Annotated in this window: 21 protein-coding genes; 5 read left to right on the forward strand and 16 right to left on the reverse strand. The window is 32.5% G+C overall.

Features of this window, described 5'->3' with window-relative positions; translation table 11 throughout:
- Window positions 1–410: 410 nt before the first annotated feature.
- Complete coding sequence (locus COE53_RS16605) at window positions 411–1,172, reverse strand: TSUP family transporter (RefSeq protein WP_483295435.1); 762 nt, start codon at window positions 1,170–1,172, stop codon at window positions 411–413.
- A gap of 108 nt (window positions 1,173–1,280) precedes the next feature.
- Between COE53_RS16605 and COE53_RS16610 the strand changes: the two genes are divergently transcribed.
- Entirely contained in the window at window positions 1,281–2,063 is a 783-nt protein-coding gene (locus COE53_RS16610) for a TrmB family transcriptional regulator (RefSeq protein ID WP_069034443.1), read from the forward strand.
- A gap of 180 nt (window positions 2,064–2,243) precedes the next feature.
- Here the strand turns inward: COE53_RS16610 and COE53_RS16615 are convergent, their stop codons facing one another.
- The 7 genes from COE53_RS16615 to COE53_RS16645 form a co-directional block, all read right to left on the reverse strand.
- Window positions 2,244–3,605 (reverse strand): MATE family efflux transporter, encoded by a 1,362-nt coding sequence (locus COE53_RS16615; RefSeq protein ID WP_218962886.1) that lies wholly within the window; start codon window positions 3,603–3,605, stop codon window positions 2,244–2,246.
- Window positions 3,606–3,748: 143 nt separating this feature from the next.
- Window positions 3,749–4,168, reverse strand: coding sequence for a MarR family winged helix-turn-helix transcriptional regulator (locus tag COE53_RS16620; RefSeq protein ID WP_286162590.1), 420 nt, complete (start codon window positions 4,166–4,168; stop codon window positions 3,749–3,751).
- A gap of 542 nt (window positions 4,169–4,710) precedes the next feature.
- The gene (locus COE53_RS16625; protein WP_098948424.1) at window positions 4,711–6,057 is read right to left on the reverse strand and encodes a GntP family permease; all 1,347 of its coding nucleotides are present in this window, start codon (window positions 6,055–6,057) and stop codon (window positions 4,711–4,713) included.
- A gap of 19 nt (window positions 6,058–6,076) precedes the next feature.
- Complete coding sequence (gene gntK, locus COE53_RS16630; RefSeq protein WP_098948425.1) at window positions 6,077–7,621, reverse strand: gluconokinase; 1,545 nt, start codon at window positions 7,619–7,621, stop codon at window positions 6,077–6,079.
- Entirely contained in the window at window positions 7,621–8,346 is a 726-nt protein-coding gene (locus tag COE53_RS16635; RefSeq protein WP_098948426.1) for a GntR family transcriptional regulator, read from the reverse strand. Before COE53_RS16635 ends, gntK begins: the two co-directional genes overlap by 1 nt.
- Before the next feature lie 702 nt (window positions 8,347–9,048).
- Entirely contained in the window at window positions 9,049–10,521 is a 1,473-nt protein-coding gene (locus tag COE53_RS16640; RefSeq protein WP_286162591.1) for a DNA recombination protein RmuC, read from the reverse strand.
- A 355-nt stretch (window positions 10,522–10,876) separates the two neighbouring features.
- Window positions 10,877–12,589, reverse strand: coding sequence for a S53 family peptidase (locus COE53_RS16645; RefSeq protein WP_098948427.1), 1,713 nt, complete (start codon window positions 12,587–12,589; stop codon window positions 10,877–10,879).
- Between the two features lie 608 nt (window positions 12,590–13,197).
- On the opposite strand from COE53_RS16645, the gene COE53_RS16650 reads away from it, so the two are divergent.
- Window positions 13,198–13,452 carry a hypothetical protein gene (locus COE53_RS16650; RefSeq protein WP_098948428.1) on the forward strand — a complete coding sequence of 85 codons (255 nt, stop codon included), beginning with the start codon at window positions 13,198–13,200 and terminating at the stop codon, window positions 13,450–13,452.
- A 551-nt stretch (window positions 13,453–14,003) separates the two neighbouring features.
- Here the strand turns inward: COE53_RS16650 and COE53_RS16655 are convergent.
- Window positions 14,004–16,757, reverse strand: coding sequence for a dynamin family protein (locus tag COE53_RS16655; protein WP_098948429.1), 2,754 nt, complete (start codon window positions 16,755–16,757; stop codon window positions 14,004–14,006).
- A gap of 203 nt (window positions 16,758–16,960) precedes the next feature.
- Between COE53_RS16655 and COE53_RS16660 the strand changes: the two genes are divergently transcribed.
- Window positions 16,961–17,425: a hypothetical protein gene (locus tag COE53_RS16660; RefSeq protein WP_069034452.1), complete on the forward strand. Its 465-nt coding sequence runs from the start codon at window positions 16,961–16,963 to the stop codon at window positions 17,423–17,425.
- A gap of 59 nt (window positions 17,426–17,484) precedes the next feature.
- On the opposite strand, the gene COE53_RS16665 is transcribed toward COE53_RS16660, so the two are convergent.
- Window positions 17,485–17,628: an imidazoleglycerol-phosphate dehydratase gene (locus COE53_RS16665; RefSeq protein ID WP_097978661.1), complete on the reverse strand. Its 144-nt coding sequence runs from the start codon at window positions 17,626–17,628 to the stop codon at window positions 17,485–17,487.
- Between the two features lie 102 nt (window positions 17,629–17,730).
- Between COE53_RS16665 and COE53_RS24410 the strand changes: the two genes are divergently transcribed.
- Both COE53_RS24410 and COE53_RS16670 read left to right on the forward strand, forming a co-directional pair.
- The gene (locus COE53_RS24410) at window positions 17,731–17,865 is read left to right on the forward strand and encodes a hypothetical protein (RefSeq protein ID WP_286131686.1); all 135 of its coding nucleotides are present in this window, start codon (window positions 17,731–17,733) and stop codon (window positions 17,863–17,865) included.
- A gap of 89 nt (window positions 17,866–17,954) precedes the next feature.
- Window positions 17,955–18,137 (forward strand): hypothetical protein, encoded by a 183-nt coding sequence (locus COE53_RS16670; RefSeq protein WP_069034453.1) that lies wholly within the window; start codon window positions 17,955–17,957, stop codon window positions 18,135–18,137.
- Between the two features lie 32 nt (window positions 18,138–18,169).
- Here COE53_RS16670 and COE53_RS16675 read toward each other — a convergent pair whose 3' ends face one another.
- The 6 genes from COE53_RS16675 to hisIE form a co-directional block, all read right to left on the reverse strand.
- Complete coding sequence (locus COE53_RS16675; protein ID WP_069034454.1) at window positions 18,170–18,745, reverse strand: GNAT family N-acetyltransferase; 576 nt, start codon at window positions 18,743–18,745, stop codon at window positions 18,170–18,172.
- A 175-nt stretch (window positions 18,746–18,920) separates the two neighbouring features.
- Window positions 18,921–19,472: a GNAT family N-acetyltransferase gene (locus COE53_RS16680; protein ID WP_098948430.1), complete on the reverse strand. Its 552-nt coding sequence runs from the start codon at window positions 19,470–19,472 to the stop codon at window positions 18,921–18,923.
- 74 nt (window positions 19,473–19,546) lie between these two features.
- A complete protein-coding gene (locus tag COE53_RS16685; RefSeq protein ID WP_091022300.1) occupies window positions 19,547–20,002 on the reverse strand; it encodes a DinB family protein in 456 nt (151 codons plus the stop codon).
- Window positions 20,003–20,260: 258 nt separating this feature from the next.
- Window positions 20,261–20,452: a hypothetical protein gene (locus tag COE53_RS16690; protein WP_069034457.1), complete on the reverse strand. Its 192-nt coding sequence runs from the start codon at window positions 20,450–20,452 to the stop codon at window positions 20,261–20,263.
- Window positions 20,453–20,946: 494 nt separating this feature from the next.
- Entirely contained in the window at window positions 20,947–21,777 is an 831-nt protein-coding gene (hisJ, locus tag COE53_RS16695; RefSeq protein WP_069034458.1) for a histidinol-phosphatase HisJ, read from the reverse strand.
- Window positions 21,774–22,421, reverse strand: coding sequence for a bifunctional phosphoribosyl-AMP cyclohydrolase/phosphoribosyl-ATP diphosphatase HisIE (gene hisIE, locus COE53_RS16700; RefSeq protein ID WP_069034459.1), 648 nt, complete (start codon window positions 22,419–22,421; stop codon window positions 21,774–21,776). Before hisIE ends, hisJ begins: the two co-directional genes overlap by 4 nt.
- Between the last annotated feature and the right edge of the window lie 11 nt (window positions 22,422–22,432).

Genomic DNA, 22,432 nt, shown 5'->3' on the forward strand with positions numbered 1-22,432 from the left:
GGTCTCAGCCTTCCCGCATATCCCATAGGAGTTGAGCACTATCCGCTCCAATCAACTTATTCATAAAAAAATGGTTACACTAAAAACCTAATTTAATATCCTTTACTTAAAGTAGCGTAACAGATTGTTAAACAGTTTATAGGTCAATTACGATTGAACATCAACGTATTTTATAAATTATTAAAATTTGTATTCTAAAAAGACTCTTATTATTTTTTACTAAGAATAAACATTCTAGAGTTTGTTGATCTTATAAAACCGTTCAAACAAGTTAATACATTCTGCAAGCACTCCTGTCGATAAATTGGAGTGCTTTTTAGAATCCAGTCCAATTCTCCTACTTTTAAAGCTATAAATGGTTATTTCTACATCCACTTTCTTACCTTAAAGGGAGATCAGTATTTTAAAAGTTATTGGATATAATCATATATATTCTTCACTAATAGTAAGCAGGTTACTGCAATAAAAAGAGCACGTACATAACCACTTCCTTTTTTTATCGCAAATTTCGATCCACATATCGCACCAGCAATTTGTGCTATCCCCATTATTATTCCATAAGTGTAGTTTACTTGTCCTAAAAACATAAACATTAACAATCCAGCAATATTACTACTAAAGTTTAAAAATTTTGCATTGCCTGCAGACTTTAAAAAATCAAACCCAATCATCAAAAAAGCAAAAATTAAAAATGATCCTGTTCCAGGTCCAATGAACCCATCATAGAAACCAATCGCAAATATTGTAACTAAAAAAATAATGACTTGATAATTGGATAATTTTTTTTGTGTTGAAATGCTGCCCCAATCTTTCTTGAAAATAGTAAAAATTGCTACTGCTCCGAGCATAATTAACATCAATGGCTTAAGCATTTCAGGGTTTAGCAAATGTACAGTGTATGCACCCAATAATGAGCCAACAAATGAAAGCGGAAAAAATTTAAGCACTGATTTTAAGTCGATTTTACCAGAACGATAAAACATTAATGTACTTGTTAGAGAGCCAATTGTCGCTGCTAATTTATTGGTAGCTACTGCCGCGGCAGGGTTAAGTCCAGTGAATAATAATGCAGGTAGTGTAATTAACCCTCCACCCCCAACAACAGAATCAATGAATGAAGCTAAAAATCCAAAACAAATTAAAATAATTAATAAAGATAAGTCTAGATGCATTTCTATCAACCTTTCAGTATAGTCACTACTGAAATAGTAACTAACAAATTGCTATCTGTAAATAGATATTGTAAATTTATTACATAAACAAAAATAGGAGTGCGAAAAATGGAAGATCTAGTGCAACAGTTAAAAAAATTAGGTTTTAACGAATATGAAGCTAAATCTTATGTATCACTCGTTAAACAAGGTCCTGTAACAGCTTATCAAGTTAGCAAGGACTCCGGTATACCAAGAGCACGTATTTATGATGTGTTAGGTAATCTTGTTGAAAAAGGGATTGTCTTGAAAGAGGAAATAAATGACACGGCACGATATTCCCCCCTGCCCGTTGATATCTTTTTACAGAAGGCCCAAACAGAGTGGCAATCAACTTATTCAGTTATAAGTGACTCTTTAAAGGATCTAGAATCATTTGGTGAAAAAGTGGACAACCGTGTCATTACTTTAAAGGACTATAAAACGATTATTAACTATTGTGAGACGTTGATTAAAAAAGCAGAAAAACGGATTGTAATATCAATGTGGGACGAAATGTATGAGGTTTTGAAAAAGGAACTGGTTCATGCGACTGAAAAAGCAACCATACAAGGAATTACGCTACATGTCGAAAATCCAATTGGAAAACTAGAAAGTCATCGCATAACACCATTTACTGAGACTAAGTCTACAGATCATTGGTTTATTTTGTCGATTGATTCTAAAGAGATGATTTATGGACCATCAATTGAGGATCGTAGTATTGCTTTTTATACAAATGATCCAGTTCATATTTACTTATTAGAGGATTATATATGGCACGATGTGCTAGTGAATAGACTTGTTCGACGTAGCAAAGACGATTTAGAGCAATGGATTACTTCTGAGCGAAGCGCCTTTTTCATGGAATAATAATAAGCAAATTTAAAGAACAAAAAAAATAAAGCATAAGGACCTTAAGGAACTTATGCTTTATTTCCAGTCTAATGTCTGTTTCACACATTTTAGTTAATAACTTTTTTCATAGTTTGTATTTAATATTATAATTTGTAATACTGAAAATTCCTTCGAGTTTATTTGATTAAAAACTGGTTATTGATGAGCTAGGCTGCTATCTGGCATTATCTTAAGTTTTCTTAAGTAAGGAATCATTAGAACAGCACCCATAAAGAACGTTATCCCCTCCGTAAGTGTTAAAGACCAAATTATGCCACTTAATCCATAAAAATGATGCAAGATGATGATAACTGGAATGAAAAGAACTCCTTGTGTAATTGACATGATTCCTGTTGCAAGTCCTTCACCGGACGCTTGGAAAATACTAGTGAATAAACCTGTGAATCCGTTAAAAACAGATGAAATGAGTTGAGCTGTTAAGATTAGTGCTCCAATACTTAGCACGGCTGAATCGCTTGTAAATAAACCGAGTACTTGATCTTTAAGAATATATACAATTCCACCAAATACAATTGAGATTCCACCAATCCATAATGTTAACTCTTTTAAAGTTTCATATAGACGTGGTTTATTTTTCCTACCAAAATTATAAGCAATTAAAGAAATAGCCCCTATAAATAAGCCCATCATTATAAACTCTGGGAGTTGTGCAATCCTTACTGCAATTCCAAAGCTTGCTACAACATGCTCGCCGTATTCAATGGAATAGTTGTTTAATAATAAGGTTGTAATAATCATAAATGACATTTTAAATAGCTCAGGAACACCGACTTTATAGATTTCTAATTGATCGTTTTTTGATACTTTCCAATTCTTTAAGAAACCTCTTAATGTTTCACTTTTTCTGTTTAAAAACCAAACGTAATAGATGCTTGCCGCGATATTTGCTAAAACCATCGAAAGTGCAGCCCCCATTACATGAAGGTTTAAAACTAAAATGAATAACACATCAAATATGATGCTAAAAATAACACTAATGAACATGCCATACATAGATTCTTTTGCTGCACCTTCAGAACGCACAATTTGTTCTAATGCAAAGTTCAATATAAATGCAAAGCCACCAATAAAAAGCGTGATTGTATATTGTTTTGTATAAAGCAATGTTGTGGCGTCCGCTCCCAACAAATGAACAATTGGATTAACAAATAATAAGGCAATTACTGCAATAATCAATCCACATATAATGCTCATATAAAAAGCATATCCAGCTACTGATTTCCCTTTCTGAAGATTCCCTTCACCTAAAAGACGAGTAACAAAAGTTCCAGCACCAACCCCAAATACATTCCCAATCGCCATTAGTACTGTAAAGATCGGTAATCCTAATGTAATCGCGCTTAACATCGCAGTATCATGAACTAAACCGATAAAAAATACGTTTATTAAGTTATAAATTGTACCAGCAGAAATCCCAATCATCATTGGGATACATAAACGAGCTAACGCTTTACGTATCGGTGCATCTTTTAAATAATAAATATTTGATTGATCTATTTCAAATTCTTCCATTATATTCCATCCTCCCGAATCTTATCTTTTTATTTTTTTATAATTATAATTTTTGAATATATTTACTTAGAATTCTAACTTTTAGATTTCTAAGTTTTTATCGATACGACCGTAATGGCCGTAGTCACTCAAAGGTTTGAATCAATTTTTTTCAATAGGCGTAAAAATTCATTTTTTTCTTCTTCAGTCAATGACTCTGTTAATCGAGATTCCATTGCCAAAAACATATCATCAATCTGATTAACGATTTCTTTACCTTTATCTAATACGAAAATTTGCTTCTGACGTTCGTTATCAGCTTGAATTTTTCTACCAATGTATCCATTCTTCTCAAGTCCTTGAAGCATACTGGTTATACTTGCACCTCTTCGATTAAATGCATCTGCTAAATCCTTTTGAATTAAACCTCGATCCTGATGCTCAGCAATATAACTGATCATCCTACCTTGTTGTGGATTTACTTCAAGTTCTTTCGTACGATACGACAATTGATCCCGTACCTTATGCATAATAGTATTTAGAAGTCTCATATAAGGTGTATCAATCAAATCGTTCACCTCCGAATAATTAGAATTCTAACTGTCTGAAACCAATATAACTCGGTGGGAGTTCTATGTCAACGAAAAAAGATAGAATTCTAACAATTAGACTTTAAACTTTTAGGAATATATGATACTTCAAATTGAATCGTTTTTTAAGCCCTCTCTAAATTTTTTTATGTCATTTGTCCTGCACTTTTTCTAGTCCAAAATTATCAACTAAAGAAAGAACAATTATTATGTATTTCTTTAAATATAGGTCTGATTAACCAAAATAACCTTATGAACTAAGTCTCAAACCAGTAACCTTGAAGAACTACATCTCTCAATTAGCAAAGGGCAACATTACCCAATAGACGATCACGTAGAAATTATCACGTTCTTCCTTGAATGTCGATTGGTTCTCAAACACTGAACTATAATAAAATAAAGAGCAGTATACCACTACTATAATACGTAAAAGTTTCTAAGTATTATAATGAGGATACTGCCCTTTATGATTAATTAGCCTACAGTAAGTTAAAAGTAATACATCCTGCTGGTTTTTTCCATTATACGAATAAACTTAGTAAAAGAATAAAGATCAGTCCGCAAACGGAAATAATTGTTTCTAGTAATGTCCAAGTTAAGAACGTTTCTTTCATACTTAATCCAAAATATTCCTTAAACATCCAGAACCCTGCGTCATTAACGTGTGAAGCGATTAAGCTACCAGCTCCAGTTGCTAGAACGACTAAAGCTAAGTTAGCATCAGAATGACCCAACATTGGAATAACTAAACCAGAAGTAGTTAAAGCTGCAACAGTAGCAGAACCTAATGAAATTCGTAGGATCGCTGCAATAATCCAAGCAAGTAAAATCGGTGACATTGAAGTACCTTTGAATAACTCAGCTACATAATCACCAACTCCGCCATCAATTAACACTTGTTTGAAGGCACCGCCACCTCCGATGATTAAGAGCATCATCCCAATATGTGTAATTGCAGTTGTACATGAGTTCATAACTTCTTTAATTGGTATTTTTCTAGCCAATCCCATTGTATAAATCGCCACTAATAGTGAAATAACCATTGCAGTACCAGCATTACCAATAAAGCGAATCGCTACTAATAGGCTATTATCATCAAATCCAATTGTTTTTTGTAGCAAATTAACAATTGTTGCAAATGACATTAAAATAACAGGAAGTAAAGCTGTAAAAACACTGATTCCAAAACCGGGAGTTTCTTCAAGTTTAAATGTTTTTTGTTCACCTAAAGATGCAATATTACCCGTTTTTGTGAACGATGCTGGTACTAGCTTTTTAGCAAGCTTTGTAAATAAAGGACCTGCGATAAAAACAGTTGGTAAGGCAATAATAAAACCGTAAAGTAATACTTCACCTATATTTGCATGATATTCACCAGCGATTACAGTCGGACCTGGATGTGGTGGTAAGAAACCATGTGTAACAGATAAAGCAGCTGCCATTGGAATACCTAAATATAAAATAGAAACTTTTAATTGTTTTGATATGGCAAATACTATCGGAATTAATAATACTAATCCTACTTCGAAGAATAGAGCGACTCCGATAATGAATGAAGCAGCAACAACTGCCCATTGAATGTTCTTTTCACCGAATTTGTTAACAAGCGTCATCGCAATACGTTGTGCTCCACCAGAATCTGCGATCAACTTACCAAGCATTGCACCAAGTCCGAAGATTAATGCTAAATGACCAAGTGTTCCGCCTAACCCAGCTTCAATCGTTGTACCAATATTGTCTGGTTTCATTCCAAGTGCTAAAGCAACTCCAAATGAAACTATAATTAATGAAAGGAAAGTATTTAATTTTAACTTCATAATTAAAACAAGTAATGCGATTATTCCGATTGCTACTATAACTAGTGGCATGGAAATCCCCCCCGAATATCTATTTATTTTTAATAATTAATCCTCTTTGATAATTAGCAATCCTCTGATAATCTTTTTCTAATACTCTCGATAGGCTAATAAAGATTGGCAATAATTCTCGATATTCTCTTACTGCATCTTCATTAGGAGTATGTTTGTGCGTATTACCGACCATTTCAGATACTACTTCAAAGGATTCTATTTTTCCTGTTGCATAAAGACCTAAAATACAAGCACCAAGACATGAACTTTCATAGCTTTCTGGTACGACTACATCTAAATCAAAAATATCAGACATCATCTGACGCCATACATTTGATCTTGCGAACCCACCAGTTGCTTGGATTTTAGATACTGGTCCATCCATACATTCAACTAGAGCTAGAAAAACAGTGTATAAGTTGTATATAACTCCTTCTAGTGCAGAGCGAATCATATGCTCCTTCTTATGTGCCATCGTTAATCCGAAAAAGGATCCTCGAACATCAGGGTTCCATAATGGTGCACGTTCACCAGCTAAATAAGGATGGAATAACAAGCCATCTGCTCCTGGTTTTACTCCTTCGGCAATCTTTGTTAATACTTCATATGGATCAATACCTAATCTTTTTGCAGTTTCAACTTCTGAAGCAGCAAATTCATCACGAATCCAACGAAATACCATTCCGCCATTGTTTACTGGTCCACCGATGACCCAGTGTTTTTCTGTTAATGCGTAGCAAAATATTCGTCCTTTTTCGTCAGTTTGCGGTTGGTCAATGATCGTTCGAATTGCCCCACTTGTCCCAATTGTGACTGCAATTTCTCCTTTTCGAATCGCATTCACACCAAGATTTGAAAGTACGCCATCACTTGCGCCAACTACAAAAGGAGTTTGTGGATCAATTCCCATTTGTCTTGCTAACTCAGGATTACAGTTTGTAAAAATCTCCGTAGTAGGTACTAGTCTAGATAGTTGATCAGTTGTAATTCCTGCTACTTGTAACGCTCCTTCATCCCAATCTAATGTTTTAAGATTCATCATACCCATGGCTGAAGCAATCGAATGATCCACAACATATTGTTCAAAGAATTTTTTAAATACATATTCTTTAATTCCAATATATTTTTTCGCTTTTTGTGCGATCTCTGGTCGTTCATTAACAATCCATGTTATCTTGCTTAAAGGTGACATTGGATGGATAGGAGTTCCTGTTCGTTTGTATATTTCGTGACCATTTAATTCATCTTTAATTTTATGAGTCCAAGACTCACTTCGATTATCTGCCCATGTAATACAAGGCGTTAATGGTTGATCATTTTCATCCATAACAATTAGGCTATGCATTGCACTACTAAAAGAAATAAATAATATCACTTTTTGAGGATGTTGTTTCATTATTTTAGAAATTGCTTGTACTAAAGCTGTAAAGATCTCTTCTGGGTCTTGTTCAGCTGTTGAAATATCAGGTGTATAGAGTGGGTATCCGATATTCTCTTGCTGAACGACTTCACCTGTTTCAGTAAATAAAACGGCTTTTGTGCTTGTGGTACCGATGTCTAACCCTAACATATAGTTTGTCATTATTCTTGTTCTACTCCTTTTGAAAACATTTGTTGAGATCTCCAAAGATCCTCTACTTTCCCTTGAACATCATCAAAGTTTTGATGTAGGGATTGAATCATAAGGTCTCTATTCTTCGTACCAATTGCATCAATATATAACTGATGATTTTCGACTATTCGTTGAAAGTCTTCGTATTTTTCCTTAAACCGTACTCGCATTGATAAAAGTATAAACGCTTCCATAACTGGTTTTGCATTATTCCAGATCATCAAAATGTAAGAATGATCAATCGCTCGAATAATCGTTTCATGGAATAATACATCTTGAAATGAAAACTCATCTGCATCTTGATATTTAATAGCAATTTTCATCATCTCAAGAATTTTACTTAGTTCCATAACCAATTCTTTCGTGTCTAATTTTACCAATCGCTCAAATACAAATGTTTCAATTAGTAAGCGCACATCATATATTTCTTCTATTTCTTTTTCAGTTAATCCAATAACAACTGCACCCATTCTTTCTAAACGAATTAGATTTTCAGATGCTAAAGTTTTCAATGCCTCTCTAATAGGAGAACGACTTACATTAAAATCGGCAGCCAATTTATTTTCTGATAACTTGGTACCGCTTTCAATTAGTCCAGAAATTATCTGCATCCTTAATTCATATGTTACACGATCACCAGCTGAAGCTTTTGATAGCCATTTTTCCGGATAAAGATATTTCTTTAATTCTGACATAAGTTCACCTTCATTTCCATACGAGTATACTTGTATACAAGTATTATAAGAACATAATTAAAAAAATGCAAGCGCTTTTAATTCAAATTGCTCCACTATGTAATAGATTTTGATTATCATGAACAATTTATTACAACTAGTTTGTTTAATACGACCCTTCCGCCAATTAAGAATTCCTAGTAATTATTTGTTACTATTCACCGTTTAGGATTCCTATAACATCAATAGATTAGAGCAATAGAAATGACTTTGTGATGCTAATCATTTAATTACTCCCTTTATTGAAATCGCTGAAAGAGTAGCACCTGAAATCGCATTTGGTATTTACCTTCAGATTTTCGGAGATCTTAGGAGAGGTGTAGTCGTTAATTTAACTCGGTCTAGTTTAAGAGCTAAAGTAGATTTTGCCAGTCAACGAAATTTTTTCTTGAGATTAATAAATAATTCTAATTAATCCAACAAACTTATTTTTTACCTAAAGTATTATGAAACCTGAATTCCAAAGTGGTAGGGTATAGCTAAATGGGCTAATCAATTTAATTTGCAGCTGAAAAAAGACTATCGTCATTCTCCTTTTAAATAACAAAATATAAAAAGCATTCATTTTGCTCAATCTTTTAAAAACCTTTAATTTACCATATACAATTCAAACAAAAAACAGGAATGAATATTCATCCCTGTTTAAAGGAATACCTTCTTCTATTAAGAAGGTATTACTTCATCTATTAAGAAAGTATTACTTACCGGTACTTCTTCTACTTTAGTTAACTTACGTTCAATATTTCTTGATTTTCTACTAGCTTCTTCTAGTTTATTTGTAGCTTCCTGCATCTTTTTATGAGTTTTATCTAATAAGTCTCCAAATTTACCAAATTCTGTTTTTACCATTCCTAACAATTTCCAAACTTCACTTGAGCGTTTTTCAATTGCTAATGTTCTAAAACCTACTTGTAAAGCATTTAATAATGCTGTCAAGGTAGTTGGTCCACTTAACACTATTCGGTACTCTCTTTGTAGTAATTCAACTAATCCTGGTATTCTTAAAACTTCTGCATATAACCCTTCTGTTCCTAAGAACATAATCGCAAAATCAGTCGTGAATGGTGGTTCCACATATTTTTCACTAATCTTCCTAGCTTCATTTTTAATGTTATTTTCAAGTTGTTTACGGTAAATCACAACTTTTTCTTGGTTCGCTTCATCGTATGCTTGCAGTAAATTTTCATAATCAGATAATGGGAATTTCGAATCAATCGGCAAATAGATTGTCTTTTCTTCTTCTGATTTAGCTGGTATTTTAATCGCAAACTCAACTCTATCTTTACTCTTAGGTTTTGTGATAACGTTTACATCATATTGTTCTGCAGTTAACATTTGTTCTAGAATGTTATGAAGCTGAACCTCACCCCAAGACCCTCTAGTTTTTACATTACCTAATACTCGTTTTAAATCCCCTACTCCATTTGCTAATGTTTGCATCTCTCCTAAGCCACGTTGTACCTTTTCAAGATGTTCACTAACCATTTTAAATGAAGCTCCAAGTCTTTTTTCTAAAGTGTCGTGTAATTTCTCATCAACTGTTTTGCGAATCTCTTCTAATCTCTTGTTGTTACTCTCTTGTAATGAATTAATTGTTTTCTCAACATTTTCATTTATCTTCTCTAAGTGAGTGGCATTACTTCTTTGCATCCCTATTATATGTTCATTTATGGTTTGTAAGATTTTTTCAGTTTGGTCAGTTAAATTTTTCGAAGTAGTAACATGATTTTCATGTAATGTCTTAACTGTTTTCTCTTGAAGTTTATTTGTTGTATCATTTATTGTACTTAATTTCTCTTCAGTCGATAGAATTAGTTTATTCATAGTATCGACGTGTCTTTGTTGCGATTGCTCTTGTTGCTCCCTTAATCCTTTTATATTTGAACTTGTTTCTTTCATAAATACATTGAAGCTATTTGCTAATTCTTCTCTATTTTCTCTAAGTAATGTATGCAATTCTGTTTTAGAAGAATTTATTTCTTCTCGGACCTGCTTTATCATCTTATTTCTTTCATTTTCTATCTCTTCTCTGGTTAATCCATCACCACTTTGACCAAAACCTTTTCCAATTTTAGTCATTATAAGTAAAAGGATAATAATTTCTACAATAGCAACGCCTAATATTGCATACAGCAACATAACCCCCCCTTTTTCCTTAATTAAATTTTTTTATATTTCTATTATATTCGACAACTTTTAACATATCTATATTTAGCAATAATTTCACAAAAAGTATTTAGTTAAACTAATACTAATTTATTTCTGTTTTTTATTTATTATCAAATCATCATGTTCTTTTTTAATAAAATAATTAGTTGCCTAATTCCCACATATTTCCTCATGATTTGAGGTATTGCTGTAAAGCTTTTTAACATGTTTACTACACATTTTAAAGTATATTCTTCATTAGACTTGAATTTAATATTGACTCTTAATTTCTTTCTTTAACAAAAATGACAGCCTCCAATTTGGAGACTGCCGATTTATTACTTTAAAACCCATTTATATCGCGAATTAAATTATACGCATCTGGTGTCCCAATACCTGAAGCCATATCGTAGCCAGAGGTAGCCGGATAGTACAAGTTTGTTCCAGACGTAATATCATGATATGCTGCATATTTTTGAGCTGTATTAAAAACTTGATAAAGAGTTGGATTTGCTTGACCAAGGTTACCCTTGCCATTTGCTTGTGCGAATTGATTATTGAGTGCAGCGATTCCAGCCCATAATGGTGCAGCAGCTGATGTACCACCTACTACATGCCAGGCACCTCCAGTATAGATTGAATATCCAGTGTTAGGGTCAGCAGCTGCCGATACATCTGGAACCTGCCTTTTACCATTCGAATAACTGTTTTGGACACCAGGACCTGATTGGAACGATGGCATTGTATAAACTTTAGATAATCCTCCACCGTCACCTGATTTGCTTGTTTTGTTACTCCAAACCGTTTCTGAACTGTAGGAAGTACCACTTAAATTCAGGTGAGTTCCACCAACGCCAGTTACATACGGGTCATTTGCGGGACTATCAACCTCTAAGGTTCTACCTCCAGAATCGTAGGCACCATTGTCTCCAGACGCAGCAAAAATACTTTGTCCTTGGGCAGCAAATTGTTGGAATATGGTATGTAAACTATTCATGGTCGCACTTGCTTCATGCTGCTCTCCGATCCCCCAGCTGACAGAAATTGATTTTGCTGTATTATCAGAGGCAATTTTTTGATAGGTATCAATTAATCCTTGGGCACTATTTGGCCCTTCGTATACAACCACTTGTGCTTTTGGCGCAATTGCATTGATTACCTCAATATCAAGTTCAACTTCGATTGCACCTTGACCAGCAGCACCACTATAACCATCAATATATACATTTGTTGGTGCAGGGCTTCCTAAGCCATAGTAGTTGTTATAGGTACTAATGTTTGTTGCTTTATATCCGTCCAACTCCATAACTGCTACAGTTTGGCCAGATCCAGTATATCCGGCAGTTGCCAGTGGGTTGATATCGTATGCACCTTTTAATTCAGCCGGTGTATAACCGCCAGCTGGGCCACTGCCCACTTTTGGTGTCACCGCTTTATTCTGTTGGGAGACTTGCATAGATGCACTACTAATTTTCGAATGTGTATAATGTGGTTCATTATTGAGACCTTCAACATCCGTAATCACCCCAGAAAATTCAGCTGGAATGGAAGGAGCTTGATCATTGGCATAATAGGTTTTGCCATTTGAATCTTTATAGTTATTTATAGTTACACCAAAAGTATCCTCCATTTGACCAATGGTGCCACTGACGGTAATAAAGGCGTTATTGGAAGAAACATTTTCGACTTTAAAGCCTTGACTTGTCAAATAGCTTTTAACATTGGCAACAGTAGTATCAGTTGGTCCATATTGATTTTTAAATTCGTTGGGAGTTAAGTATTTCTTGTAGTTGATGGAGTCAGGGTTCTTTAAGCTGGCAATATATTCATCCAGTTTATCGCTGTTTCTTAGCTGAAGGGCAATAGTTACAGTAGCTTTGGAGTTACGGTTTGTGTGACCAGTGGAAGTACCATGATTTGCAGCAGTTGGAGCTGCCTGATTAAGTTGTACATGTTTGGAAGCTGCGGCAAAAGTTGGGCCTCCTGGGAAATACATCGATAATGTTAACAATGAAGCAACAGTCGGTACTAATAATTTTCGGTTTCTTTTTTTCATCCTTACACCTCTCCTTAGTTCCTAAATAAGTTCTTACCAACAATCTAGAAATCAAAAGACGATTTGAGGATACCCGACTACCATGAAATTAATATCTCCAGTTATTCCTTTTGGCTATCGGCTTCGGGTTATGTATCACCTTCTTTCAAAAATACACCTTTCCATTTAGGATATATTTTTGAGTTTGACGTAAAAATTAGAATCTCCTGCAAAATACATTTTTTTTAATTGAATTCTAAAAAATCTTAAATACTCTTAAAGCTTCTAAACTCCCTGATAGTTCAAGAGCAAAAAAAAAGAGTTATTCTAGTAACTCTTTTAAACTTTTTCTAATCTGAATTTTTTAACTTCTCAGCCTGTTGCCTAAATTCTTGGACATTTTTACGTACTTATGAACTCTTTTATCTCAAATTTTTTCACTTTTATTCTTCCATATGAATCCTTTTTGAGTAAGAAATATAGTTCGAATATTCCTAAATAGTTTTAAGTTACCATTCTTTAGAATAGAATTAATTGAAAGATGGCTTCAACTGTTTTTCGTACTGTTTTCCCAATAAGTTTCATTAGTCCATATTGAAGAAACTAAATAATAGAAGGTGATCTATTTTATGAGTCATTTCTTATTAAGTAGACTTGGCAACTGGAAAATACAAATTCATTGCCATCCTGGTATTAGAACAGTTGGGAATGAGCGGGAAGTGCTTTTACTCGATGAAGAACATGAAAAAATTGCACATTTTTCAATTGATACAAAAGGAGCCTTTTTAATACTACAAATCCCTTGGGGTGGATATGTAAAAATTAAAGAAGGCTACCAAACAATCGTGGTACATATTCCGTTTGAAGAAGCTGCAGAGGAATAGTTGAAAGGAATACTGGTTTTATAAATAAATGCATTGGTCATATAAAAAGAGTGTGTTTAAATATATTAGATTAAATCTGAAAAGTATGAATTTTCCGTTTAGAATTATCCAAGATCCTCTGATACTCGTTGATTAAATAATGTTTTTTTGCGATTTATAATTGGCCTAATAATGATTTCTCTAAAAAAAATTAATTGAGCCAAAGTGTAAGTCATTTAGATGTTTACCATATTTGTAAATGTAAATTTGCATAGGTAGAATTTGAATTTTAGGTACAGTTTAATAATTAAAGGTAATTCTTTAAAATATTGATTTTTTTAATGTTCTAAAGAATAATTTTTATATTTGAAGAGTTGATTGAAACGAAGGGATGCTCGACTCCTATGGGAGATGCAGGAAGGGTGAGACCCCGCAGGAACGAGGAGGCTCAGCTCATGCCCCATGGAAAGCGAGCATCCCGTAGTGGAAATCAACAAGACATTCTTATTTAATTAACAACTTTTTTTAAAAGCATGAAAAAAGAGTGTGCCATTTAGCACACTCTTTCCTTATTATTTACGTAATGTTAAAAACTCTAATTGTCTTAATCTTACTGTGAAGAATGTAATCGGATCGAAGTAAATACTTGGATTAGATTTCATATCTTCTAAAGTTTGATTATAGTTAGAAATTGCTACTCTTGTTTCATCAACTAGTTCATGGATTTGCTCAAATGGAGCATGTAGGAACATTGATAAATCTCTTGGTAAAGTTTTTTCAAACATTTCAAATTGTAGGAAAAACTTCATTGATAATTCTGATGTTACATCATCATAGTTGACATTATCAACATACTTTTGATATTGAGCAACAAGCTTTGATTTATTTTGTGGTAGTAAACCTAATAAGATACCTGAGCTCTTTAAGATAAACTGAGATGGTGAAGAATTTAATAAAATATTCATATCATCTAGTTGAGTCATACTAGTCATTCGATCAGCATCACGGCGCCAGTCATCTAATACTTTAAAATCACATTCAAGATTTAAGTATTCATTTCCAATGTAGTCATTTAAAGAATCACTCATTTCAGATAAGTAGCCTTGAGTACCTTCTAATAAAACACCTGAATCTTTAATCCAGTTTTGAAGAGCTTCATTTAGTTTTGGTAAAGTATTCTCTCTTACATACTCACCAATACGAAGATTCATCTCTTCGTTTAGTGTTTCAAGAATTGTACCGAAATCACTATCTTCTTTGATTAATTCTTTACATTCTTTTAGAAGACCAGGAATACTTAGCTTCAGGTCATATTTTAATTCGTCTTTTAATTCACGATACGAGCTTTTAATTGTATTTAAATGTTCCATTTCTTTATCTTTTAAAGAATGTAATAGACCATTTAATTTGTCATCAAGAACTTCATTCCATTCAACATTAGCACGTAGTTCGTCTTCTTTCTCTACTCGTTTTTCTAATAAGAAATTAATTAATTTGCGAATAGCTAATAATAATTTTTCTGTTTGTTTAGAATTTGCTTCAGTTGAAAGAACGTTATCCTCAATAAATAATTCTAAATCTTTAAATTGATCTTGATTATTATAAATTGAAGAATAAGGTAATACTTTAGCGCTAGGGAAGTCTTGATTAACTTTCGCTTGGATTTCAGCGCGAACTCGATCAATTTCTTCTTTACTATAAATAGAATCCATCTTATTTAAAATAAAGTGAATCGGTAGAGTTGGTAATTCTTTATGAATTTTAACTAGTAACGATCGTTCGTTTTCTGTATAAGGTGCAGTAGCATTTAAAACATAAACAAGACGATCTGCAAGTTTTACAGATTGTAATAATGCTTTTGTATTAACCTGGTTTCCATCAATTCCAGGTGTATCAATAATTGATAGGCGATGCTTTTCTAAAAATGAATTTGGTAATTTATAGTATACTAATTCATCACCTTTTAACAGATTATTTTCAACTGTTGTTAAATCGTAAAAATCTGCAAATTCGGCAAGTTGTGTATTTCCTTCCTTCGAAAATACGATAATATTTGAATCACTATTTTGTTCAAATAATACAGGCATTGTCGTAGAAGAACCCATCATTTTCTCACCTAAAAGTGAGTTAACAAATGAAGATTTACCGTTACCTGATGTACCTGCAACAAGCATTGTTGTATTTTCAAATTGAGTTAATTTACTTGTCCACCACTCAAAACGGTCTCCAACTTCTATTTCATTTAAAGCAGACCATTGTAGGATGTTTTCAAATAATTCTTTGCCAATTTCAAAGCAATCAGGCGTTTTTAATAACTGTTCAAATGCCATTTCTGCGTCAGCAACAATTTGATAATCAATACGGCCTGGGAATAATCGATCCCATGCAAGTGTTGCAGTCGTTGCTAAAACCGCACCTTTTATATCGGTAATACGTAACCAATTTGTTAAAAAGCTTGGCATCATTTCCTCAAGCTGAGCTACAAAATAATCACCTTCAACTAATTCTTCGTATGTCATTGAATAGATTGATGGGAAACGATTCCACTTCACACCTGTTTCAACGTTGATTTGGAATAACATATCATTAAATGTTTGTAACCAATTTACATAAACTGATTGTTCTCTGTAACTATTCCAAAGTGCTTCTACCATTAATTCAAAGTGCTCAAGATCGACTTTAGCCAATGATAGTAACGGTTGCACAAAGTAACTTGGTGCCATTTCTTTTGTTACACCATTTACAATGTATTCTCTTAATACAATAAACCATTTCAAATCTTCTGTTCGAATTGATTCATCTGAAGCTAGAGCTACAGCACTAGTCCAATCGTGATGTTTTTCATAAAATTTACGTGCAATTCTCGTTACATTTGGATAATCAGGATTATATTTTACTGCTTCTTTAATAATACGATCTGCTTCTTCGTATTTCGAAACATCGATATAAAGTGAGAATAAATGTAAGAATATTTCAGATGTCAAAGTACTACTATCTGTTTTAACTTCTTTATATAACTTCTCAGCTGTTTCAAATGCACCGATTTCATAATAAGAATCAGCGATATTTTTCTTTGCCCAATCGCTTAACTGGTTTCCGACTTTTTCCCATTTGAAAACTGCAGATTCAAAATCTTTATTTTCAAAATAAACTTCACCTTGTGCAAATCGAATAGATGAAAGATCCATATCATCATTTTGTTCATTGTAAAGGTCAGCTAGAACTGCAATAGGATGGATATTGTTTTCATTTTCATTTAAATACGATTTATAAAATTGTTTTTTAATAAATTGTTCTTTCACTTTCACTTTAACTTCCACTGTCATGTTCTCACCTACTATGTATAATAAAATCAAATTAAGTCCAAAAATTTGTCAAAAGGAATATGTTAAATTTATACAGCATTATTATTCTACCAAATTAGAGTAGCTGAAATTGTGACAATTCTATGTCATTTTCAAAAGATTTTTGTTATATTTGTTACGTTACATACAAAACATAGGTAAAAGAATATTTTTTTGGAGGCATTATGCTAACTTACGAAGAAAAACTAACAATCATTGAATCATTTCCAGAATTAACTAAAAAGCCAGTCTCACTTGGTCGTACAAATTTTCAATATGAAGAAAGTTTAAAAGAAAAAAAGAATGTTGTTTATCATTTACATCCTAATGGAAACGGCTTTGTATATGCTGAAGGTGTAAAAGGGTACAAAACGAACGAAAAAGGTATGGTAAATATAAGAGAATTTACTGAAGAGGAACTTCGCACAATTCTCACTAAATCAATTGAAAGCCTATCATTCGAGCCAATTTTTGAAGAAGATGAAGAAGTAGAAGAAATCTGGGTTAATGCGAACGGCCAAATCCTTAAACTTGTTTCTGAAATGGACATGTGGAATGTTTACGCAGGAGAAAATCTTGATGGTACATTCAATAGCTACGGTGAAGCTTGTGAATATTTAGATGAAGAAGGATTTAATGTTCAAGACTAAATATAGTTAGAAAAAATATAGAGCTTGGGGAAATCCAAGCTCTTTTTTAATTGGTTATTTTAGTGTAATTCAGTTTGTGATTTACTACCTTTTTTAGAGCGATAGACATTTCCTTTTGTATTATCACCACTAGTAGGTGCTTGTCCATGAAGTTCAGGTGCGTTTTGATTTTTACTTCCTTTGCTGCCATTTTTACTTGTCATTTTGCTTCCTCCTAATACTATTTATCATAAATAGATTCCCATTTTAAATTAAAGATTATTCAAGGAATTTAAGCACATAATAATAAAAAAGGAGGGTTAAACATGGCAAAAGGACATACAAACAAAGGTCCACAGAAAAGTTCTGTCGATCAATTTGGGCATTCAGAGGAATCTGCATATTCGAAGAGTAAAAAAATGGAAGAGTTTCATAAGAAAAATACAGAAAAAGACAGCTAATAGATCGCTTAATTCTTTTAAATGTACTTGCTAATTTTCCTTCAACAAGTCATTATAAAAGTATGATTAAATTGGAGGAAACTAAATTTATGAGCGAAAATAACAATGAACCAAAAAAAGTTAGTCTTCAGGAATTAATGAAACAAAAGTTGGCTAGCAAAAAACAGCAAAATTCTAATCAAAATACTGGAGTAAATGCTGTTAAAGATATGACGAAAAAGAATCAAATTTCTAAAAAGCCAAACAATCAACGCAAACGTATGGGTGTGTAATTAAAAAAACGACTGAGGTTATCAGTCGTTTTTTATATGTCTTCTAAAAGATTTTGATTGCTATTATTTTCTCCAAAAGTTAAAACTTCCTCTACTGGCTGATAAGATTCACCGTAAAAATGTGTATCCCTATATGTATGAATCATATTATATGTTTTTTTCATCGCTTTAAATATCATTTCTTCACCCTCATTATTTGGAGACCAGTATAAAATCTCCATAGGGTTTATTTCTTGAGTTGCTAATGATCGTCTGTTATATCCTATCGACTGAGCATGCTCAAAACCTTCTCTTTTATAAAATCTAAGCCTTTTTTCTGTATCTGTATCTTCATAATTAACTGGTTCAACCTCTAAAATAATTGGTTTGCCTTTCTTCTTTAGCTTATCAAGCAATTTATACCCAAGACCCTGTCCACGGGCATCTTTTGAAACGAACAAGTAATCGATAAATACAAAATCATCTAGTTCCGCATACATTAAAACATGATGTGGACCTTCATCCTTATGGTAAATATCTGATCGCTCTTTCAATAAAGTTTCCATATGTTCCCTTGATTTCATTTCTTCAACTGGAAAATACTGATTTAGTTTTTCATACCAATGCATTGATATTCTCCTTTTCTTACATGCAGTTTATAGCATCACACTAGACAAGTCATTATTTCATTTAACTCATTAATAAATATTTACACAAAAATAATTAGTAAATCCTTTCAAATGAAGTATTTGAAGTATTAATACTTTTCATGCAAAAAAAAAGTTCATTGATATGAAATTAACATTATTTCCTTAAAGAAACCCTATCTTCCGCTAACATTCCATAAACGATGTGATCTACATAATGATCATACAACCATTCAGCTTTCCTGATCCGACCTTCCTGAAAGAATCCTAACCTCTCAGGAATAGCACGACTTTTTGTATTTTCAACAGCAGCACGAATCTCGACCCGATTTAGCAATAGATCTGTTAATGCATAATTAACAAATGCATGACAAGCCTTTGTCATTATACCTGTACCTTCAACCCCCTTTCCTAGCCAATAACCAATACTCGTCGACTTATTTGACCAATCAATTTTATGAAACCCTATTACTCCAACAAGTTTTGAATTTGACCAAATACCAGCTTGGAATCCATTGTTTTCAGTAAATTGTTTCATAGTTGTTTTTATAAAGTTCTCTGTATCCTCAAGTTTTTTATTATATGCTATTAATGGTAACCATTCTTTTAAATGTTCCATTGAATTGATTGTTAATTTGTATAACTCATTTGCATCTTGTAGAGTCAATAACTTTAATTGCAAATTTTCTTCAATTTTATAACTAAACATCAATTTTTCTCCTTTTTAAGAGCTTAGAACTAGATTATAAAAAAGACAGCTTTAAGCTGCCTTAATCGGTTATGTCAACGATGTGATGGCCACGATCCTTGCATTTTTCTTATTTGAATAATTTGTCCGGTATGGTAAGCGTCATGTAGTAATAAATCCATTAGTTTGACTTCAAAGGAATTTTTCATCAATTCCTCATCTGTCATATTACTCAATAACTGTCTTAAACTAAAACTAGTATTCTCCAATCGTTCAATAACTTTTTTCCATTCGTTTTCTTCATTCGATTGTTCTGTAAGAAAAAAGGTTTGGTCACCGTCTAGATTTTGCGTCCATTCTCTACCTTCTAGATTTGCTACAATCCTCTCTTTGTAATAAAGAAGATGATTAACGTTTTCCCAAATTGATTTAGTCGCTTCCCCTGTTGGTCTCCAACCAGCTTGTTCAGCTGTAATTCCTTCAATTGAATTTTTTAGTGGAGCAAACCAACTTTCCTTATCATATGTTTTGTCTAATACGTTTAAAAACATTTCTTTTCGATTCAAAAAAATTTCCTCCTTTTTAAACTCTAATAATTTTAGAAATTACTTCTATAAAGTCTCCTCATAACTAATAAACTGTCATAAAAAAGTAGGACAAATTTTGAACTAAATGATAACGAATAATTCGTACTTGAGGTCACCACTGTTATTTATTCAACAAATGGCTATTTTTACCTTTTATTTTTTTAGCTAAAAATACTTCTATAAAAACAAAAAGGAGTCACAACCATGACTCTCTTAGAAGCATTAACTTACAATGTGAAGTACAAAAATAACTAAAAACACACCAGACAGTACACTAATTTTTTGAAACTTTGTTCGTTTTTCAAACCAGTTCCATCTTTGATTCTCGGAATTAACAAGTCCAAAGTGAAACATCAAATAATCAATCGTACTCATTAATAAAGCCCCTAATACGACCCAAATAATATTTGACATTCAAATTCTCCCTTTATCTAAACTAAATTTAGAAAAAATTACTAATTTTTCTTAATTATACATTATCGTTTGATAGTTGTAATATGGGAGAATTTCACCATTTTAACAAAATTTCTCACTAAACAAAAAGACGACGATAAATTATCAATTTATCGTCAGAGTGTTGGAATAAAACATATACAATATTGAAAATAACATAATCATAACTGCTTCATGAGTAAATAAAATGGCTAAATATTACTTTTAACTTACTCATAACCGCTTCATGAGTAACTACAATGGCTTATTCTTGCTTTTATCTTACTCATAACTGCTTCATGAGTAACTAAAATGGCTTATTTTTGCTTTTAACTTACTTATAACCCCTTCATAAGTAACTAAAATGGCTTATTCTTGCTTTTATCTTACTCATAACTGCTTCATGAGTAACTACAATGGCTAAAATTCTGACAGTTCAGTTTCCCCTTTTTAAGATCTGAATTATCACTTGATCATCAGCAAGATTTTTTACTATTTGAAAAATAAACCTCATATCCTCTTCCAACATCTTTTACACTATGAGAATCAGAACCATACATTAATTCTATGTTTAAGGAATTCGCAATTTCAATGACATGTTTTGGTGGATAGGTTTCACCACAATACTCTTTAAATAATCCTGCAGTATTATAGTCTAAAATATAATTTTTTTCTTTTACTAGATTTAATAGTTCAACTTGTTTATTTAGGATTTTTTCCGTATCATCACAATTCAAAAATTGTTTAAATTTATTACATAAAGTCATATGTCCTATTCTTTTGGGTTTAAACGGACCTAAATCATCAATGATAGACTGTTTTACTAAATCGTAATAAGCAAGTTGAAACGCTTCTGCACTGCCATAGTAATTAACTAAACCAGAAAAGGTATCTTCAGCTTTATAATCTATACAATGCCATCCATTTTTTCCTTCTAGGTAATGAACTGACAAAAGTCCTGTGTCACAATATTTGCCGTATTCTTTTAGGAAATCTTTAAACCATACTGATTCACTCGGTAAATAATCGTATTCAAATCCAATTTTTATACGAATTCGATCCTTATACTGATCTCTTACTTTATACATTTCCTTAATATATTCGTCTACTTCATTTTCAGACATAGCAAGTGAAGCAACAGCGTCATTTGGCTTTAAGCAGTTTTGAAATGATGATGGTACGGGTGTATGTTCCGTGATATGGTATTCATCGAACCCAAGTTCAATCGCTTTTTCGATCATTAATTGTACGTCATCACCACTTCCGTGCGGACAATATTGTGTATGTGTGTGTCCATCAATTTTCAAGATTTTACTTTCTCCTTCCTATTTATTAAGCAATTGTTTATCTCTTCCAATTTTATTCCTTTTTCTACCATTAAAACAATTGTGTGATAGACTAGATCACTAATCTCATAAATTAATTCTTCCGTTCCTTCATTTTTAGCACCAATAATTACTTCGCTCGTCTCTTCACCTACTTTTTTCAATATCTTATCAATGCCTTGATTAAATAAATAGGTAGTATAAGATCCTTCAATTGGATTCTCTTTTCGATCTTGTATCGTTTCATAGAGGTTTGGTAGATAACTTAATGATTCATTTTGAACAATATTTTTTTCTTGCATTAATGTTAATTTTTCGGAAAAACAACTGTAGCTTCCTGTGTGGCAAGCTACTCCTACTTGTTCAACCTGTAGTAAAATTGAGTCTTGGTCACAATCATAAGAAATCGATTTGACATATTGAAGATTCCCCGATGTTTCTCCTTTTTTCCAAATTGATTGGCGACTTCTACTATAAAATGTAGCAAATCCAGTATCGATTGTGAGTTTAATTGATTCATTATTCATATATGCCAACATTAATACTTCTTTCGTATTAATATCTTGCACAATTGCTGGTACTAATCCTTGTTCATTAAAGCGAATTTTTTCGATATCAAAATACATGTTTTTCTCCT

The organism is Bacillus sp. AFS029533 (genome assembly GCF_002585125.1).
Lineage (GTDB): Bacteria > Bacillota > Bacilli > Bacillales > Bacillaceae_G > Gottfriedia > Gottfriedia luciferensis_B.

Coding starts and splice junctions, on each gene's coding strand:
- COE53_RS16605 (WP_483295435.1), bottom strand. CDS start 1,172: ATGCATCTAGACTTATCTTTATTAATTATTTTAATTTGTTTTGGATTT.
- COE53_RS16610 (WP_069034443.1), top strand. CDS start 1,281: ATGGAAGATCTAGTGCAACAGTTAAAAAAATTAGGTTTTAACGAATAT.
- COE53_RS16625 (WP_098948424.1), bottom strand. CDS start 6,057: ATGCCACTAGTTATAGTAGCAATCGGAATAATCGCATTACTTGTTTTA.
- gntK (WP_098948425.1), bottom strand. CDS start 7,621: ATGACAAACTATATGTTAGGGTTAGACATCGGTACCACAAGCACAAAA.
- COE53_RS16635 (WP_098948426.1), bottom strand. CDS start 8,346: ATGTCAGAATTAAAGAAATATCTTTATCCGGAAAAATGGCTATCAAAA.
- COE53_RS16645 (WP_098948427.1), bottom strand. CDS start 12,589: ATGAAAAAAAGAAACCGAAAATTATTAGTACCGACTGTTGCTTCATTG.
- COE53_RS16650 (WP_098948428.1), top strand. CDS start 13,198: ATGAGTCATTTCTTATTAAGTAGACTTGGCAACTGGAAAATACAAATT.
- COE53_RS16655 (WP_098948429.1), bottom strand. CDS start 16,757: ATGACAGTGGAAGTTAAAGTGAAAGTGAAAGAACAATTTATTAAAAAA.
- COE53_RS16660 (WP_069034452.1), top strand. CDS start 16,961: ATGCTAACTTACGAAGAAAAACTAACAATCATTGAATCATTTCCAGAA.
- COE53_RS16665 (WP_097978661.1), bottom strand. CDS start 17,628: ATGACAAGTAAAAATGGCAGCAAAGGAAGTAAAAATCAAAACGCACCT.
- COE53_RS24410 (WP_286131686.1), top strand. CDS start 17,731: ATGGCAAAAGGACATACAAACAAAGGTCCACAGAAAAGTTCTGTCGAT.
- COE53_RS16670 (WP_069034453.1), top strand. CDS start 17,955: ATGAGCGAAAATAACAATGAACCAAAAAAAGTTAGTCTTCAGGAATTA.
- COE53_RS16675 (WP_069034454.1), bottom strand. CDS start 18,745: ATGCATTGGTATGAAAAACTAAATCAGTATTTTCCAGTTGAAGAAATG.
- COE53_RS16680 (WP_098948430.1), bottom strand. CDS start 19,472: ATGTTTAGTTATAAAATTGAAGAAAATTTGCAATTAAAGTTATTGACT.
- COE53_RS16685 (WP_091022300.1), bottom strand. CDS start 20,002: ATGTTTTTAAACGTATTAGACAAAACATATGATAAGGAAAGTTGGTTT.
- COE53_RS16690 (WP_069034457.1), bottom strand. CDS start 20,452: ATGTCAAATATTATTTGGGTCGTATTAGGGGCTTTATTAATGAGTACG.
- hisIE (WP_069034459.1), bottom strand. CDS start 22,421: ATGTATTTTGATATCGAAAAAATTCGCTTTAATGAACAAGGATTAGTA.